At 53.0% G+C, this 15,183-nt stretch carries 13 protein-coding genes and 1 tRNA gene; 9 read left to right on the top strand and 5 right to left on the bottom strand.

All coding sequences use genetic code 11. The features are described 5' to 3' along the window. The first annotated feature begins 81 nt into the window (after window positions 1–81). Window positions 82–705 carry a glycerol-3-phosphate 1-O-acyltransferase PlsY gene (gene plsY, locus PGW97_RS02000; RefSeq protein WP_047883714.1) on the top strand — a complete coding sequence of 208 codons (624 nt, stop codon included), beginning with the start codon at window positions 82–84 and terminating at the stop codon, window positions 703–705. A 76-nt stretch (window positions 706–781) separates the two neighbouring features. Here plsY and tsaD read toward each other — a convergent pair whose 3' ends face one another. Further along, the gene (tsaD, locus tag PGW97_RS01995; RefSeq protein ID WP_217393352.1) at window positions 782–1,801 is read right to left on the bottom strand and encodes a tRNA (adenosine(37)-N6)-threonylcarbamoyltransferase complex transferase subunit TsaD; all 1,020 of its coding nucleotides are present in this window, start codon (window positions 1,799–1,801) and stop codon (window positions 782–784) included. 184 nt (window positions 1,802–1,985) lie between these two features. Here tsaD and rpsU point away from each other — a divergent pair, with 184 nt between their 5' ends. The 6 genes from rpsU (at window position 1,986) to PGW97_RS01965 (ending at window position 8,343) form a co-directional block, all read left to right on the top strand. Further along, the gene (gene rpsU, locus PGW97_RS01990) at window positions 1,986–2,201 is read left to right on the top strand and encodes a 30S ribosomal protein S21 (protein WP_005301411.1); all 216 of its coding nucleotides are present in this window, start codon (window positions 1,986–1,988) and stop codon (window positions 2,199–2,201) included. Between the two features lie 28 nt (window positions 2,202–2,229). After that, entirely contained in the window at window positions 2,230–2,673 is a 444-nt protein-coding gene (locus tag PGW97_RS01985) for a GatB/YqeY domain-containing protein (protein ID WP_047883712.1), read from the top strand. Window positions 2,674–2,855: 182 nt separating this feature from the next. Further along, entirely contained in the window at window positions 2,856–4,616 is a 1,761-nt protein-coding gene (gene dnaG, locus PGW97_RS01980) for a DNA primase (protein ID WP_273858400.1), read from the top strand. Window positions 4,617–4,708: 92 nt separating this feature from the next. Beyond that, window positions 4,709–6,559, top strand: coding sequence for an RNA polymerase sigma factor RpoD (gene rpoD, locus PGW97_RS01975; protein ID WP_273858398.1), 1,851 nt, complete (start codon window positions 4,709–4,711; stop codon window positions 6,557–6,559). A gap of 206 nt (window positions 6,560–6,765) precedes the next feature. Then, a tRNA-Ile gene (locus PGW97_RS01970) sits at window positions 6,766–6,841 on the top strand. 410 nt (window positions 6,842–7,251) lie between these two features. Continuing rightward, window positions 7,252–8,343 (top strand): alpha/beta hydrolase family protein, encoded by a 1,092-nt coding sequence (locus tag PGW97_RS01965; RefSeq protein ID WP_273858396.1) that lies wholly within the window; start codon window positions 7,252–7,254, stop codon window positions 8,341–8,343. A 5-nt stretch (window positions 8,344–8,348) separates the two neighbouring features. Here the strand turns inward: PGW97_RS01965 and PGW97_RS01960 are convergent, their stop codons facing one another. Continuing rightward, window positions 8,349–9,491 carry a helix-turn-helix domain-containing protein gene (locus PGW97_RS01960; RefSeq protein ID WP_217393355.1) on the bottom strand — a complete coding sequence of 381 codons (1,143 nt, stop codon included), beginning with the start codon at window positions 9,489–9,491 and terminating at the stop codon, window positions 8,349–8,351. A 665-nt stretch (window positions 9,492–10,156) separates the two neighbouring features. Between PGW97_RS01960 and pykF the strand changes: the two genes are divergently transcribed. Beyond that, window positions 10,157–11,569: a pyruvate kinase PykF gene (gene pykF, locus PGW97_RS01955; RefSeq protein WP_047883708.1), complete on the top strand. Its 1,413-nt coding sequence runs from the start codon at window positions 10,157–10,159 to the stop codon at window positions 11,567–11,569. Between the two features lie 357 nt (window positions 11,570–11,926). Beyond that, on the top strand, window positions 11,927–12,550 hold the full coding sequence (locus PGW97_RS01950) for a GntR family transcriptional regulator (protein WP_047883707.1): 624 nt from the start codon (window positions 11,927–11,929) through the stop codon (window positions 12,548–12,550). 8 nt (window positions 12,551–12,558) lie between these two features. Here PGW97_RS01950 and PGW97_RS01945 read toward each other — a convergent pair whose 3' ends face one another. From PGW97_RS01945 to PGW97_RS01935, 3 genes are all read right to left on the bottom strand, one after another. Further along, complete coding sequence (locus PGW97_RS01945) at window positions 12,559–12,687, bottom strand: hypothetical protein (RefSeq protein ID WP_047883706.1); 129 nt, start codon at window positions 12,685–12,687, stop codon at window positions 12,559–12,561. Between the two features lie 176 nt (window positions 12,688–12,863). After that, window positions 12,864–13,361, bottom strand: a complete 498-nt coding sequence (ilvN, locus tag PGW97_RS01940; RefSeq protein ID WP_047883705.1) for an acetolactate synthase small subunit — start codon at window positions 13,359–13,361, stop codon at window positions 12,864–12,866. Continuing rightward, the gene (locus PGW97_RS01935) at window positions 13,361–15,079 is read right to left on the bottom strand and encodes an acetolactate synthase 3 large subunit (protein WP_047883704.1); all 1,719 of its coding nucleotides are present in this window, start codon (window positions 15,077–15,079) and stop codon (window positions 13,361–13,363) included. The genes ilvN and PGW97_RS01935 overlap by 1 nt, the downstream gene beginning before the upstream one ends. Window positions 15,080–15,183: the final 104 nt, after the last annotated feature.

The raw sequence follows: 15,183 nt of genomic DNA, 5'->3' as shown, positions 1-15,183 counted from the left end.
CGGGCTAGCACTATACCATAGGCCGGCCAATGAGTGAGTAAGGATTTAATCAGCGCGGCGCGCTGGCAAACGGAGCCCTGCATGACCCCACTTGTTCTCTTGATCATTATCGGCGCCTATCTGCTTGGCTCAATATCCAGTGCGGTATTGATCTGCCGACTGTACGGCCTGCCCGATCCGCGAGAATCAGGCTCCGGCAACCCCGGTGCAACCAATGTGTTACGGCTGGGCGGGCGCGGTGCGGCGGCAATGGTGCTGCTGTGCGATATCCTCAAAGGTATGCTTCCGGTCTGGCTGAGTTACCTCATCGGGGTGAATCCGTTTCTGCTGGGTTTCATCGGTATCGCTGCCTGTCTGGGCCACATCTACCCTATCTTTTTTCATTTTCGCGGCGGGAAAGGGGTGGCGACGGCGTTTGGTGCCCTCGCGCCAATCGGCTGGGATCTGAGCGGGATGCTGGCCGGCACCTGGCTGCTGACGGTACTGGTCACCGGTTATTCATCCATGGGGTCAATGGTCACTGCACTGGCGGCGCCGCTGTTTACCTGGTGGGTCAAACCGGAATACACCATGCCGGTAGCAATGCTGTCGTGCCTGATTGTATTTCGTCATCACGACAATGTCCGGCGCTTGCTGGATGGCAAAGAATCGAAGATCTGGAAAAAATTCAGCCGCACCGGTAAAACCACGCCCCCTCAGGAATAACCGCTTCCCGGACAGCGCCGCTTACTCAGTACGGCCGTTTGGTCACTGCCGCGGCAGGTACACGCGACAGCGCAACTCAGTTGTCGATAGGCTTTAGCTGATCAATCGGCCAACGCGGATGAGCTTTCACGCTCAGATCAGAGCTTTCCTGATTTTTCAGACGCTGCATCCCCGCATACGCAATCATCGCACCGTTGTCGGTACAAAACTCAGTCCGCGGGTAGAACACTTCCCCGTTCATTTTGGTCATCATGGCTTCCAGCTGCTCACGCAGGTGCTTATTCGCACTGACCCCACCGGCAATCACCAGACGCTTAAAGCCAGTCTGCTTCAGAGCACGCTTGCATTTGATTGCCAGAGTATCCACCACGGCTTCCTGGAACGCGTAAGCGATGTCAGCACGTGTCTGCTCATCGTCACCGTTGGCACGGATGGTGTTGGCAGCAAATGTTTTCAGGCCAGAAAAGCTAAAGTCCAGCCCCGGACGGTCGGTCATCGGACGCGGGAAGGTGAAACGCCCCGGCGTGCCTTTCTCTGCCAGACGAGACAGCAGCGGGCCCCCCGGATAATCCAGTCCCATCAGCTTCGCCGTCTTATCGAACGCTTCACCGGCCGCATCATCAATTGATTCACCCAGAATCTGATACTCACCGATAGCACGTACTTCCACCATCATGGTGTGTCCGCCGGAAACCAGCAGTGCCACAAACGGAAAAGCTGGCGGATTGTCTTCCAGCATCGGGGCCAACAGGTGACCTTCCATATGGTGAACCGCAACCGCAGGCAGGTTCCACGCATACGCCAGGCTGCGCCCGATGGTTGCGCCAACCAGCAGTGCACCGACCAGGCCCGGCCCCGCGGTGTACGCCACACCATCCAGATCAGCCGGTGTCAGGCCAGCGTTTTTCAGCGCTTCTTTGATCAACGGAATGGTCTTTTTGACATGGTCACGCGAAGCCAGCTCAGGCACCACACCACCGTAGTCAGCATGCAGTTTTACCTGGCTGTACAGCTCGTGGGCCAACAGGCCTTTTTCATCATCGAAAATCGCTACACCTGTTTCGTCACAGGAGGTTTCGATGCCCAGTATACGCATAACAACCTCTATACTTATGGTAATTGGAGGCCATACTACCGCTGTTGACAGAAATTAACCAGTTCAGGGTTGTAGAATGCTTTACAAACGCCCCCAGATCAGATTAGAATTTCGCACCATTTTTAATCAGCTGACACTTTATTGAACGTCAGCGTTAACCGAATCACTCTGAGGTGAGTATTACATGCCAGTAATCAAAGTACGTGAAAACGAACCGTTTGACGTAGCACTACGTCGTTTCAAGCGCTCTTGCGAAAAAGCAGGTATCCTTTCTGAAGTTCGTCGTCGTGAGCACTTCGAAAAGCCTACTACAGTACGTAAGCGCGCTAAAGCAGCGGCTGTTAAGCGTCACCTGAAGAAATTGGCTCGCGAAAACGCGCGTCGCGTTCGTCTGTACTAATCCCTGAGATTAACAGAAGGAACGTGTTATGACCCTGATTGAGCGTCTTAAAGACGAACAAAAGGCGGCAATGAAGGCGAAAGACAAACCTCGCCTTGGTGCCATCCGTCTTGCTATGGCTGCCATTAAGCAGCGTGAAGTTGACGAGAAGATCACTCTTTCCGATGACGACGTGCTGGCAGTGCTGACTAAGATGGTCAAGCAACGCCGTGACTCTGCAGCTCAATATGAAGCTGCCGAGCGCCAAGATCTTGCTGATGCCGAGCTTGCTGAAATTAAAGTACTGGAAGAATTCATGCCTCAACCACTGAGCGAAGACGAAGTCGTTGCTCTGCTGGATGCGGCAATTGCTGAAACCGGTGCTGCCAGCATGCAGGACATGGGCAAACTGATGGCTGTGCTGAAGCCTCAGATTCAGGGTCGTGCCGATATGGGTAAAGTTAGCCAACTGGTGAAAGCCAAGCTCGGTTAATCCCTCTACCCAGTTTCTGCAGCAAGCCGTGCTATCCGGTTTTTCGGAATGCGCGGCTTGTTTGTATATTTCAGTCAGGCTTTTCCCTGACATCAATTCAAAGCGCTGTTGCCCCCTCTCCACGCTGGTGCGAACGTTTTGACTTGATTCTGTTCCATTGAATCTCAGGTAACACGCACTCTATGGCAGGAAAAATCCCACGTACATTTATCGATGATCTCATCGCCAGACATGACATCGTAGATATTGTGGATGCCAGGGTGAAGCTGAAGAAACAAGGCAAAAACTTCGGTGCCTGTTGCCCTTTCCACAACGAGAAAACCCCTTCATTTTCAGTCAGCCAGGAAAAGCAGTTTTATCACTGTTTCGGCTGTGGCGCGCACGGTAATGTCCTTGATTTCGTTATGGCGTTTGACCGCCTGGAGTTTGTCGAGGCCATTGAAGAACTCGCGTCCCAGGTCGGGCTAGAAGTACCTCGCGAACAGGGCAGCGGCGGTGGCCGTCCCAGTGCACGCAGCCAAGAAAAGCTCAGCCTGTACGAGATGATGGGGCAAATCAGCCAGTTTTATCAAACCCAACTGCGCGGCAGCGAAGGCAAAGTTGCCATCGACTACCTGAAAAACCGCGGGCTGTCCGGCGATATCGTGCAGAAGTACGGGATTGGTTTTGTACCGGATCAGTGGGACCAGGTTCGTAACCGTTTTGGCCGTGACATGGAAAGCCAGCAGGCGCTGGTCACAGCCGGAATGCTCATTGAGAACGACAACGGACGCCGCTACGACCGCTTCCGCGGCCGGGTTATGTTCCCAATCCGCGACCGCCGTGGCCGGGTGATCGGCTTTGGTGGTCGGGTACTGGGTGATGGCACCCCGAAATACCTGAACTCACCGGAAACCCCGATTTTCCATAAAGGGCGCGAGCTGTACGGCCTTTACGAAGTGCTTCAAGCACATCGCGAGCCGGAAAAACTGCTGGTCGTAGAAGGTTATATGGATGTGGTGGCGCTGGCACAGTTCGGCGTCGACTACGCTGTGGCTTCACTGGGTACCTCTACCACGGGTGACCATATCCAGACCCTGTTCCGCCAGACCGGCACCGTGGTGTGCTGTTATGACGGTGACCGGGCCGGGCGCGAGGCCGCTTGGCGGGCAATGGAGCAGGCGCTGCCGTACCTCAACGATGGCCGTCAGCTGAAATTTATGTTCCTGCCGGATGGCGAGGACCCAGATACCTATATCCGCCAGTACGGCAAAGACGGGTTTGAGCAGCAGATTCAGCAAGCCATGACCCTGTCCGAGTTCATGTTCAGTACCCTACTGCTGCAAGTTGATACCAGCAGCCGGGAAGGACAGGCTAAACTCAGTACGTTGGCCGTGCCGCTGATCGACAAAGTGCCGGGCGGTACCCTGCGGCTGTACCTGCGTGAAGTCCTGGGACAGAAGCTGGGTCTGCCGGATGAGGCGCAGCTGCAACAGCTCATCTCCCGTCAGGGAAATGAGTCTCAGAAGAAGCTCGGCCAGCCAGAGATTAAGCGTACCCCTATGCGGGAAGTGATCGCCCTGCTGATCCAGAATCCAAACTTTGTGGACAGCTTGGAATTTGATGCTGCTGCATTTGAAGGGATTGACATCCCTGGGCTAAATTTATTATTGGCCATAGTTGAAAAATGTCGAACTAATCCCAATATCAGAACAGGCCAGCTCCTCGAAAGCTGGCGTGGAAGCAAGAGCGAAGCCATGCTGGCCCGTCTGGCCGCCTGGGAGCTTCCCCTCACTCCAGATGAGGACAACACCCTGGACGTATTTCTCGACGCAATGGACAAAGTGATTGACCAGTGCGTCAAACAACAAATCGAAAAGTTGCAGGCTAAGTCAAGAAGCGTCGGCTTATCAGTCGAAGAGAAGCGGGATTTGCAGTTGTTGTTGCTCAACCGTCCCGGCTAATAAGTAGTCATCAATTAAGAAATTTGTTATAATCGCTGGTTTGCATCTCTGCATACTATATTCTCAATCAGACCCTAAGTTGGATATCGTCTATGGAGCAAAATCCGCAGTCACAGCTGAAGTTACTTGTTGCTAAGGGCAAGGAACAAGGCTATCTGACCTACGCCGAAGTAAATGACCACCTTCCGGAAGACATTGTCGATTCTGATCAGGTGGAAGACATCATTCAGATGATTAATGACATGGGTATTAAGGTAGTTGAAACTGCCCCTGATGCCGATGATCTGATGATGACAGAAGACAATGCGGACGAAGATGCGATTGAAGCCGCGGCTCAGGCCCTTTCCAGCGTGGAAAGCGAAATTGGCCGTACAACCGACCCTGTGCGTATGTACATGCGCGAAATGGGTACTGTTGAGCTGCTGACGCGCGAAGGCGAAATCGACATCGCAAAACGTATTGAAGAGGGTATCAACCAGGTACAGTGCTCCGTAGCCGAATACCCGACCGCAATTGCTCACCTGCTTGAGCAGTTTGATAAAGTCGAAGCCGACGAACTACGCCTGACTGATATTATCTCAGGCTTCGTTGATCCTAACGAAGAAGAAACAACCGCTCCAACAGCAACGCACATCGGTTCTGAACTGAGTGAAGCAGATCTTGAAGACGAAGACAAAGATCTTGAAGACGATGACGACGACGATGACAGCTCTGATACTGAGGAAGACTCAGGTATCGACCCTGAAGTAGCGCGTGAGAAGTTTAATGAGCTGCGTCTTGCTTATGAAAAAATGGCGGTTGCCATTGATTCTAAAGGCCGTAACGACGCGGAAACTGTTCAGGCTATCGACGAACTGTCTGAAATCTTCAAGCAGTTCCGTCTGATCCCGAAACAATTCGACAAGCTGGTCAGCTCGCTGCGTGATGCCATGGATCGAGTGCGCACTAACGAGCGCCTGATCATGCGTATGTGTGTCGACAACAGTAAGATGCCGAAGAAAACTTTCGTAAACCTGTTTGCCGGCAACGAAGCGTCAACCGCGTGGATCGACGAAGCGCTGAATTCAGGCAAGCCTTACGCGGAACGTCTGAAGAACTACGAAGAAGAACTGCGTCGTTGTGCGACCAAACTGCGCATGCTGGAAGAAGAAACCGGCCTGAGCGTTGAGCGTATCAAAGACATCAGCCGTCGTATGTCCATCGGTGAAGCGAAAGCGCGCCGTGCGAAGAAAGAAATGGTTGAAGCCAACCTGCGTCTGGTTATCTCGATCGCGAAAAAGTACACCAACCGTGGTCTGCAATTCCTGGATCTGATTCAGGAAGGTAACATCGGTCTGATGAAAGCGGTTGATAAGTTTGAATACCGTCGTGGTTACAAGTTCTCGACTTACGCAACATGGTGGATCCGTCAGGCAATCACCCGCTCTATCGCCGACCAGGCACGTACGATCCGTATTCCGGTTCACATGATTGAAACCATCAACAAACTGAACCGTATCTCACGTCAGATGCTTCAGGAGATGGGTCGTGAGCCACTGCCGGAAGAGCTGGCAGAGCGCATGCAGATGCCGGAAGACAAGATCCGTAAAGTGCTGAAGATCGCGAAAGAGCCGATCTCGATGGAAACCCCAATCGGTGATGATGAAGATTCACATCTGGGTGATTTCATTGAAGATACCACGCTGCAGCTACCAATGGATGCAGCAACCGCGACCAACCTGCGCGCTGCAACTAACGAAGTGCTGGCTGGTCTGACGCCGCGTGAAGCGAAAGTGCTGCGTATGCGTTTTGGTATCGACATGAACACCGATCACACCCTGGAAGAGGTCGGTAAGCAGTTTGACGTTACCCGTGAGCGTATCCGTCAGATTGAAGCCAAAGCTCTGCGTAAGCTGCGCCACCCAAGCCGTTCAGACGTGCTGCGCAGCTTCCTGGACGAGTAATCGTCAGGTACAGATGCGATAGATGAAAACGGGCCTATGGCCCGTTTTTTATTCACTTTTTTCTGCTACACCCTACCAGCCTTTTAACCAATTGCGTATTTTGCAACGCCAGCCAAAAACCCGCCTTAACTGTCTAAAAAGCAAACAAAACCACCACTTTAATCGCTAGACAAGATCCCCCCCTTCCCATATAATTTCCCGCACTTGGCCCCTTAGCTCAGTGGTTAGAGCAGGCGACTCATAATCGCTTGGTCGACAGTTCAAGTCTGTCAGGGGCCACCAACATTCCAGAAGGCTTGTGGAGAAATCCACGAGCCTTTTTTTGTTTTAGCTGGTCGGGATATCAGTGCAAAACGCTATCTCTCAGTGTATTGCGCGGCAATGCACAACAAAGTACTGAACGTATCAGTGCGCAAAATGAAAGAGTTCTCCTCCACCGCTCATCACAACCTCAGCCGGTATCACTCACCTCGCCACAGACGTTTTAGCCATCGGGACGTTCCGTGGAATTTGATACCGGTGGAATGACAACCCCCTCCTTTCTTTGCACAGCCGGAGTAAAGTATCGTCCGACGCCTGTGACAACCCACCGTCCAAGATCCCGATTCAGGACGTCCTGAATCGTGTTTCAGGTCGTTCAAAGCCCATTAATTCGGATAATGACCTCACATTCATCAACTCTGAGGTCACCCATGCAACAACTCCGGTTCGCCCTGATCGCTCTCCTGCTGATCAGCGGTTCTGCTGCGGCGTCAAATGAAGCGCGCGTAGCAAATCACGCCCAAACATCCGAGCTACACGCAGCCCCAGAAAACGACATCGGCTTCCAGCAAATCCGCCTGCACGATAACCAGCGGCCACTGACCGTCAGCCTCTGGTACCCGGCCCAGCGCCATTCCGGCACGCCCACCCGGCTGGGTGACAACCCAGTGTTCCACGGTGTTCCGGTTCTGAAGGAAGCCCGGCTCTCAGCCTCCAAACCGCTGCCGCTGATCGTGATGTCGCACGGTTACCGGGGTAACTGGCGTAACCTAAACTGGCTGGCGGCCACCATTGCCCGACAAGGCTATTTGGTTGCAGCCCCCGATCACCCAGGCACCACAACGTTCGACACTGACCCGGAACAAGCCGCCCAGTGGTGGCAACGCCCGAGGGATCTCTCGCGCACCCTTGACTGGCTGCTCGCCAGCCCGGCATACGGCAGCCATATAGATCCGCGCCGCATCGGTGCCATTGGCCACTCTCAGGGCGGCTGGACGGTGGTCAGTCTCGCCGGTGGTCAAGTCAGCAGTTCCCATCTGGCCCACCAGTGCCGGGAGCCTAGACTGAGTAATGGTTGCGGCTTAATCACGGAATTGGGGCTGTCGCAGGATAGCGACTTACAAGGGCGAAGCCGGAATCTCGGGCTGCACGACCCGCGGATCACCGCCATCATCAGTTTAGATTTGGGCCTTGCCAACAGCTTCACGCCGCAGAGCCTGGCAGCCATCACGGTGCCGACCCTGCTCCTGGCCGCCGGAGTCAATAACCACAACCTGCCGCAGGCGCTAGAGTCCGGCTATCTGGCCAGGCATTTAGATCCGCGCCTCACCGATTACCAGGTGCTGGCCAACGCGACCCACTTAACTTTTATGGGCCGCTGCAAGCCCGGCGGCAAAGCCATTCTCGAGGAAGAAGCGCCTGGTGAGGGCAAAGTGTGTGATTCCGTACCGGGTACCACCCGCGCGCGCGAACATCAGGCCATTGCACGGCATGTGACGGATTTTCTCGCCCGGCACCTGTAAGGCTCTCAATCTGCCGAGCGGCGATAAGCGCTCGGCGTCATCGTCGTGATACGGGAAAATTCACGATTAAAGTTAGATTTGGTGTTAAACCCAGCCATGCCGTAAATCTCGGTAATGCTGAAATCCGTCTCTTTCAGCAATTGCCGGGCTTTTTCAATGCGGTACTGATTAATCAGCTGCGAGACATTGAGCCCGGTTTGCCGGTTCACTGCGGCAGACAACTGCCGGTTCGGGACCCCGGTTTTTCGGGCCAGCACAGCCAGCGTCAGATTCGGGTCCAGATAGAGAGCCTGCTCCTGTAGCAATGTCGTCAGAGCCTGCATAACCCGGGCGTCTTGCGCCTCAGCTTGCACCTCTACTTGAGCCTCCAAATGGCGAGCAGCATCATCTAGCGAGTCTTCAACTCCTTCATCAGGCGCAGAAACAGACGCAGCCGCGTGCACCTCCGGGACTAAGATTGGATTAGAAAATGGAAGTGTCCCTATCGTCGAGTCCTGAGTCTGCGTCACGGGCAGCTCAGCCCCGCCGCTGATCCGGCTGACAACTACCACAGCATAACTCAGCCCGGTGACAACCAGGCATTGCGATATCGTCAGGATCCAGATGAGCGACTGACCCTGTCCCAGCCAAGCATCCAGAGCGATCGCAAGGTCGGTCAGCACCGAAAACAACAAAAACAGCCCAGCCCCGAGACACAACCGCGGCACAGTATGGGACTGGCTGAACGTCACCTGAGAATACTCATCGCTCGAGCGGTGGGAAAGCCGGAACAGCAGTGCGGCATGACCGAGATAGCTGAGGCTAATCAACACATCCAGTCCCCGTCGCCAATCGACCGGCCCGAACAACAGCACCGGCACCAGCCCCACCGGCAGCCAGCTGAGCAGCCGCCAAGGTGCCGCATAGCCAATGGTTCGGGTAAAACAGAGCCACAGCAGCGAGGGCAGCGTCACGGCCAACATGGGTTGAATCATCGCCATCGCGGACCACTGATAATGCCAGCGCAGCCCGACGCAGGAGACCACTAAGGCACAGAAACTCAAAAAGACGACGGCTAGCTTAGCCGACTTTCCCCGCTCACGGGGTAACTGCGCGGCCAGGAGGATTAGGAGCAGCGCTATCACAAAAGGCAGCGGGATCGCAGGCATCACGTTCTCATCATTCCCTTGATATCAATCAGGTTGCAATCATAAGCAATCGGATCGCGACCGCCAAGGTGATTGCGCTACCGCAGTACCGTCGAGTGAGATGAAAAACGGGCACCAAAGTACGGACCGGATCCAAAATTGCGCCACCTGGTGTAAACACTGAATTTACAGGAAGAAACAAAGAGCTAACCTTTCTTTGTTTTCCGGCCAGAAATAAACCAACTATTGATACACAACAAGAAAAATCTGTGAAAGATGTAGATAATTTCAACCTCTGGCTTATTGGCAGAGGAAAAAGTTGCTCGTTATCACAAGGTGATTAAAGAGTTGGACTATGCTAGTATACAGCGCTTGTATGTCAGGGTGATTTATGCCTAGTCACCATGAAAACGTCATGCAACTGCCTTACACTTCGTAATACCTGAAACGGTACTGAAACCGCATAAGCAAGGTGTTGCCTTACAAAAGCAAGCAGATGCTTTTGTAAGGCAAAATTTTTGACATTTATTTGTATTACCACCGTAACCTGTGGGATGAAAGTTACAAATGTTTGACCAAGGCCTCATTTTGCAGGCTTTTTTCAACATTATTGGAGCATCATTTTCGGGTATAACACTGTGATTAAAATTTCCCTTGGGTAAAAGTTCGTCCGGAGACCATCCTCAATGAAAAAGACCAAGATCGTATGTACGATTGGACCGAAAACTGAATCAAAAGAAATGCTGACCAAACTGGCTAACGCTGGTATGAACGTGATGCGTCTGAACTTCTCGCACGGTGACTTCGCTGAGCACGGTCAGCGTATCCAGAACCTGCGTGACGTGATGGCAGAAACAGGTAAGCAACTGGCGATTCTGCTGGACACCAAAGGTCCTGAAATTCGTACAACCAAACTGGAAAACGGTCAAGACGTGTCTCTGGTCGCTGGCCAGGAGTTCACATTCACGACTGATACGTCAGTTGTAGGTAACCACGAGCGTGTTGCAGTGACTTACCCTGGTTTCGCGAAAGACCTGAACAAAGGCAATACCGTTCTGGTTGACGACGGCCTGATCGAAATGGAAGTGTTGGAAACCACAGACACTGAAGTGAAGTGTAAAGTCCTGAACAATGGTGACCTGGGTGAAAACAAAGGTGTTAACCTGCCAGGCGTTTCTGTAAAACTGCCAGCACTGGCTGAAAAAGACAAAGCTGACCTGAAATTCGGTTGTGAGCAAGGCGTAGACTTCGTTGCGGCTTCTTTCATCCGTAAAGCAGAAGATGTAAAAGAAATCCGTGAGCTGCTGAATGCAAACGGCGGCGAGAAAATCCAGATCATCTCGAAAATCGAGAATCAGGAAGGCGTAGACAACTTCGACGCTATTCTGGAAGCTTCTGACGGTATCATGGTTGCTCGTGGTGACCTGGGTGTAGAAATCCCGGTTGAAGAAGTTATCTTCGCGCAGAAGATGATGATTGAGAAATGTAACCGTGCCCGTAAAGTCGTTATTACTGCGACTCAGATGCTGGATTCTATGATCAAGAACCCTCGTCCGACACGTGCGGAAGCGGGTGACGTGGCTAACGCCATCATGGACGGTACTGACGCTGTTATGCTGTCTGGTGAGTCAGCAAAAGGTAAATACCCTATCGAAGCTGTGACTATCATGGCGCAAATCTGTGAGCGTACCGATGGTGCCCTGAAAGCCGAGCTGGGTTCTCGTCTGGACAGCTCACGTCTGCGTATCACCGAAGCGGTATGTAAAGGTGCAGTAGACACGTCTGAGAAACTGGGTGCACCACTGATCGTTGTTGCCACTGAAGCTGGTAAATCTGCCCGTTCAGTTCGCAAATACTTCCCAACAGCTAACATTCTGGCTGTGACCACCAATCCAAAGACAGCGGCTCAGCTGACTCTGACGAAAGGTGTTACGCCGGTTATCATTGATGAAATCGAAAGCACTGACGCTTTCTACGCACGCGGTAAAGAGCTGGCGCTGGAAACGGGTCTGGGCGCGAAAGGCGATATCGTAGTGATGGTATCTGGTGCACTGGTTCCATCGGGTACCACTAACACCGCATCAGTACACGTACTGTAATCTGCGATTACCACATATCGTTTCAAACGGGAGCCTCTGGGTTCCCGTTTTTTTATCCGCTTAATTATCGCTCCTGTGACTTGGGCTTGTCCCGTCATACGCGGTTGGTCAGGGAGCACTCTTCCCGCCACCCTTTTCCCCAGCCAAGCCAATACCTACTCAAAAAGGCAAGGGATTCATCTCTCTAGCCACAGAGAAAGCGTGGTAATGACTCACACTTCTGACATCGAACAATCGCGGTAAACTTTCACTCTCAGTATACTCAACGCGCAATTCATCCCCTTTAAGAATATTAAAAGACACTGCCGTAACTGAGTGAGGAGTACCGTGCCCAGCCCAACCCTTTCCGATAAAGTCATGACGCTTATCCGTCAGGATATTTTGACCGGCGATCTGCCTCCCGGCCATAAGCTGGTTGTGGCTGACCTGAAAGCCCGTTATAACGTTGGTGCCTCTCCAATTCGTGAAGCCCTGGTGCAGTTGTCCTGGCATAAATACGTGCATTTCGCGCCGCAGAAAGGTTGCTGGGTGGCACCGGTCTCAGCCAGTGAACTGGAGGATCTGTTTGATACCAGTCTGGAGCTGTCCAGAATTTTGCTTCAGCGAGCCATCAAATATGGTGATGAGGCTTGGGAGTTGAACGTGCTGACCAGCTACCACAAACTCAAACGCCTCAACCCGGCGGATCCGAAATCCGACTTTACCGAATGGGAACAGCGTCACGGCGAATTTCATCAGGCATTGCTGGCTGGCAGCCGCTCACCCAGTTTGCTGGCGCTTCACCGTCAGGTGTATGAGCAGGTGGAACGCTATCGCCACATCTGGGTCAACCGCCACCGTCAATACGAAGAGCGCTACCATGAAAATGGGGAACATGAGGCCATCATGAATGCCGTGCTGGGGCGTAACAGCCAGCAGGCCCTGAGCTTGCTAAATACCCATTCTCAACGGGCGATCGACATGATTAAGCGCTACCTGTAGCCGACTGGCTACCAGAATATTTCTTTGTGGTGGGTATTGAGCAACAGGACTGCCAGCAGAAAATAAATGGCATTGATATTAAAGCCGAGCAATAGCAGGCTAAGCACGGTTAACCGTGGCAGAAACTTTGCGTTCATTGTCTGTCCCCCACATCTTTCCTACGGGCGAGTTCGACCATCTATTAGACTTTAGTCTAATACCGGAAAAATGCCGTTCGGCAGCAAGACAAAAACGGGACAAAAAAACCGGCGCATGAAGCGCCGGTTGATGTTCTGAACTGTATTTTCAACTGCATTAGTGCATTAGAATGACTTCAGGCTTTCAGGGCTCTTTCACCACGAGCCATGCCGACTACCCCGCTACGTGCCACTTCGACAATGTCCGTCGCCTCACCTACTGCAGCAATAAAGGCGTCCAGCTTCTCACTGGTACCGGCCAGCTGAATGGTATAGATCTGGCTGGTAACATCGACGATCTGACCGCGGAAAATATCCGCCGTGCGCTTAACTTCCGCGCGGGCAAAGCCGGAGGCTTTCACCTTCACTAACATCAGTTCACGTTCAACATGATCACTTTCAGTCACATTGCTGACCTTGAGGATATCAATCAGCTTGTGCAGTTGCTTTTCAATCTGCTCGAGCGCGGCTTCATCCTCAACATTGGTGGTGATATTGAGGCGAGACAGGGTCGCATCATCGGTCGGTGCCACGGTCAGTGACTCAATGTTGTAACCACGCTGAGAAAACAGGCCAACTACCCGGGATAATGCGCCTGGTTCATTTTCTAGAAGTACTGATACAATCCTGCGCATTAGGTTCTCTCCGTTTTGCTTAGCCACATTTCACTCATTGAACCACCCCGGATCAGCATCGGGTACACGTGCTCAGTTTCATCCACACTGATATCAATAAACACCAGACGATCTTTCATCGCCAGCGCACGCTCCAGTTCACTGTCCAGCTTCGCCGGATCCGAAATTCGGATCCCGACGTGGCCATACGCTTCCGCAATGGCAGCAAAGTCCGGTACCGAATCCATGTAGGAGTGGGAGTGGCGGCCCTGGTAAATCATGTCCTGCCACTGCTTCACCATCCCCAGGAAACGGTTGTTGAGGTTGATAATCTTAACCGGGATGTCATATTGCAGCGCAGTGGACAGCTCTTGGATATTCATCTGGATACTGCCGTCACCAGTCACACATACCACTTCGGCATCCGGCAGGGCAAACTTGACGCCCATCGCGGCTGGCAGGCCAAAGCCCATGGTGCCCAGGCCTCCGGAGTTAATCCAGCGACGCGGCTTGTTGAACGGGTAATACAATGCTGCAAACATTTGGTGCTGGCCGACATCAGAGGCAACATACGCGTCGCCATCGGTCAGGCGGTACAGCGACTCAATTACCTGCTGTGGCTTGATGCGCTCGTTATCCGAGGCATAGCTCAGGCATTTGCGGGCACGCCAGGATTCAATTTCACTCCACCAGCTGTCCAGCGCATCGGCATCATTGTGGCCGTCCTGATCATCCAGCATTTTCAGCATGGTATTCAGTACCGTTTCAGCCGAGCCAACAATCGGGATGTCCGCGGCTATCGTCTTGGAGATTGAAGACGGATCGATATCGATATGCAGTACCGTCGCATCCGGGCAGTACTTGGCTACGTTGTTGGTGGTGCGATCATCAAACCGGACACCGACCGCAAAGATCAGATCCGAGTTATGCATGGTCATGTTGGCTTCATAGGTGCCGTGCATGCCCAGCATCCCCAGACTGTGGTGGTGATCGCCCGGGAAAGCGCCCAGCCCCATCAGGGTGCTGACGACCGGCAGCTTCAGCCGCTCCGCCAGGTTCAGCAACTGCTCGTGGCAGGCAGACATAATGGCACCGCCCCCCACATACAACACCGGCTTTTTCGCCGTCAGCAGCGCTTTCAGGCCACGCTTGATCTGCCCTTTATGACCATTCGTTGTCGGGTTATACGAACGCATAGCGATCGCTTCCGGATACTGGTAGGCGTACTTTTCAGCCGGGTTCAGCATGTCTTTCGGAATGTCGATCACCACCGGCCCGGGACGACCACTGGATGCGATGTAAAAGGCTTTTTTGATGATTTCAGGGATCTGCTCCGGCTTGGTCACCAGAAAACTGTGTTTAACCACCGGGCGGGAGATGCCGACCATGTCGCATTCCTGGAATGCATCATTGCCAATCAGGTTACTCATGACCTGGCCAGAGAGGATGACGAGCGGAATGGAGTCCATGTAAGCGGTCGCTATGCCGGTAATCGCATTGGTTGCTCCCGGACCCGAGGTCACCAAGACAACACCTACATCACCGGTGGCACGGGCATAACCATCTGCCATGTGCACAGCTGCTTGTTCGTGACGGACGAGGACGTGTTCGATATCGCTTTTCTCATGCAGCGCATCGTAAATATCCAGTACCGAACCGCCAGGGTATCCGAAGATATGTTTTACGCCTTGATCGATCATCGAGCGGACGATCATCTCAGCGCCGGACAACATTTCCATATTTCTGCCTCCAGGTCTTGTATACCATCCCGTATAGCTAATTCAACGTAACTGCGGTGACTGTGGCCTGAGGTATTGCCAATCTGACTGGAGGGCAGACGGGC

This window comes from Photobacterium sp. GSS17 (genome assembly GCF_028621875.1).
GTDB classification, from domain to species: domain Bacteria; phylum Pseudomonadota; class Gammaproteobacteria; order Enterobacterales; family Vibrionaceae; genus Photobacterium; species Photobacterium ganghwense.
This window is presented reverse-complemented; position numbering and strand designations above follow the sequence as displayed.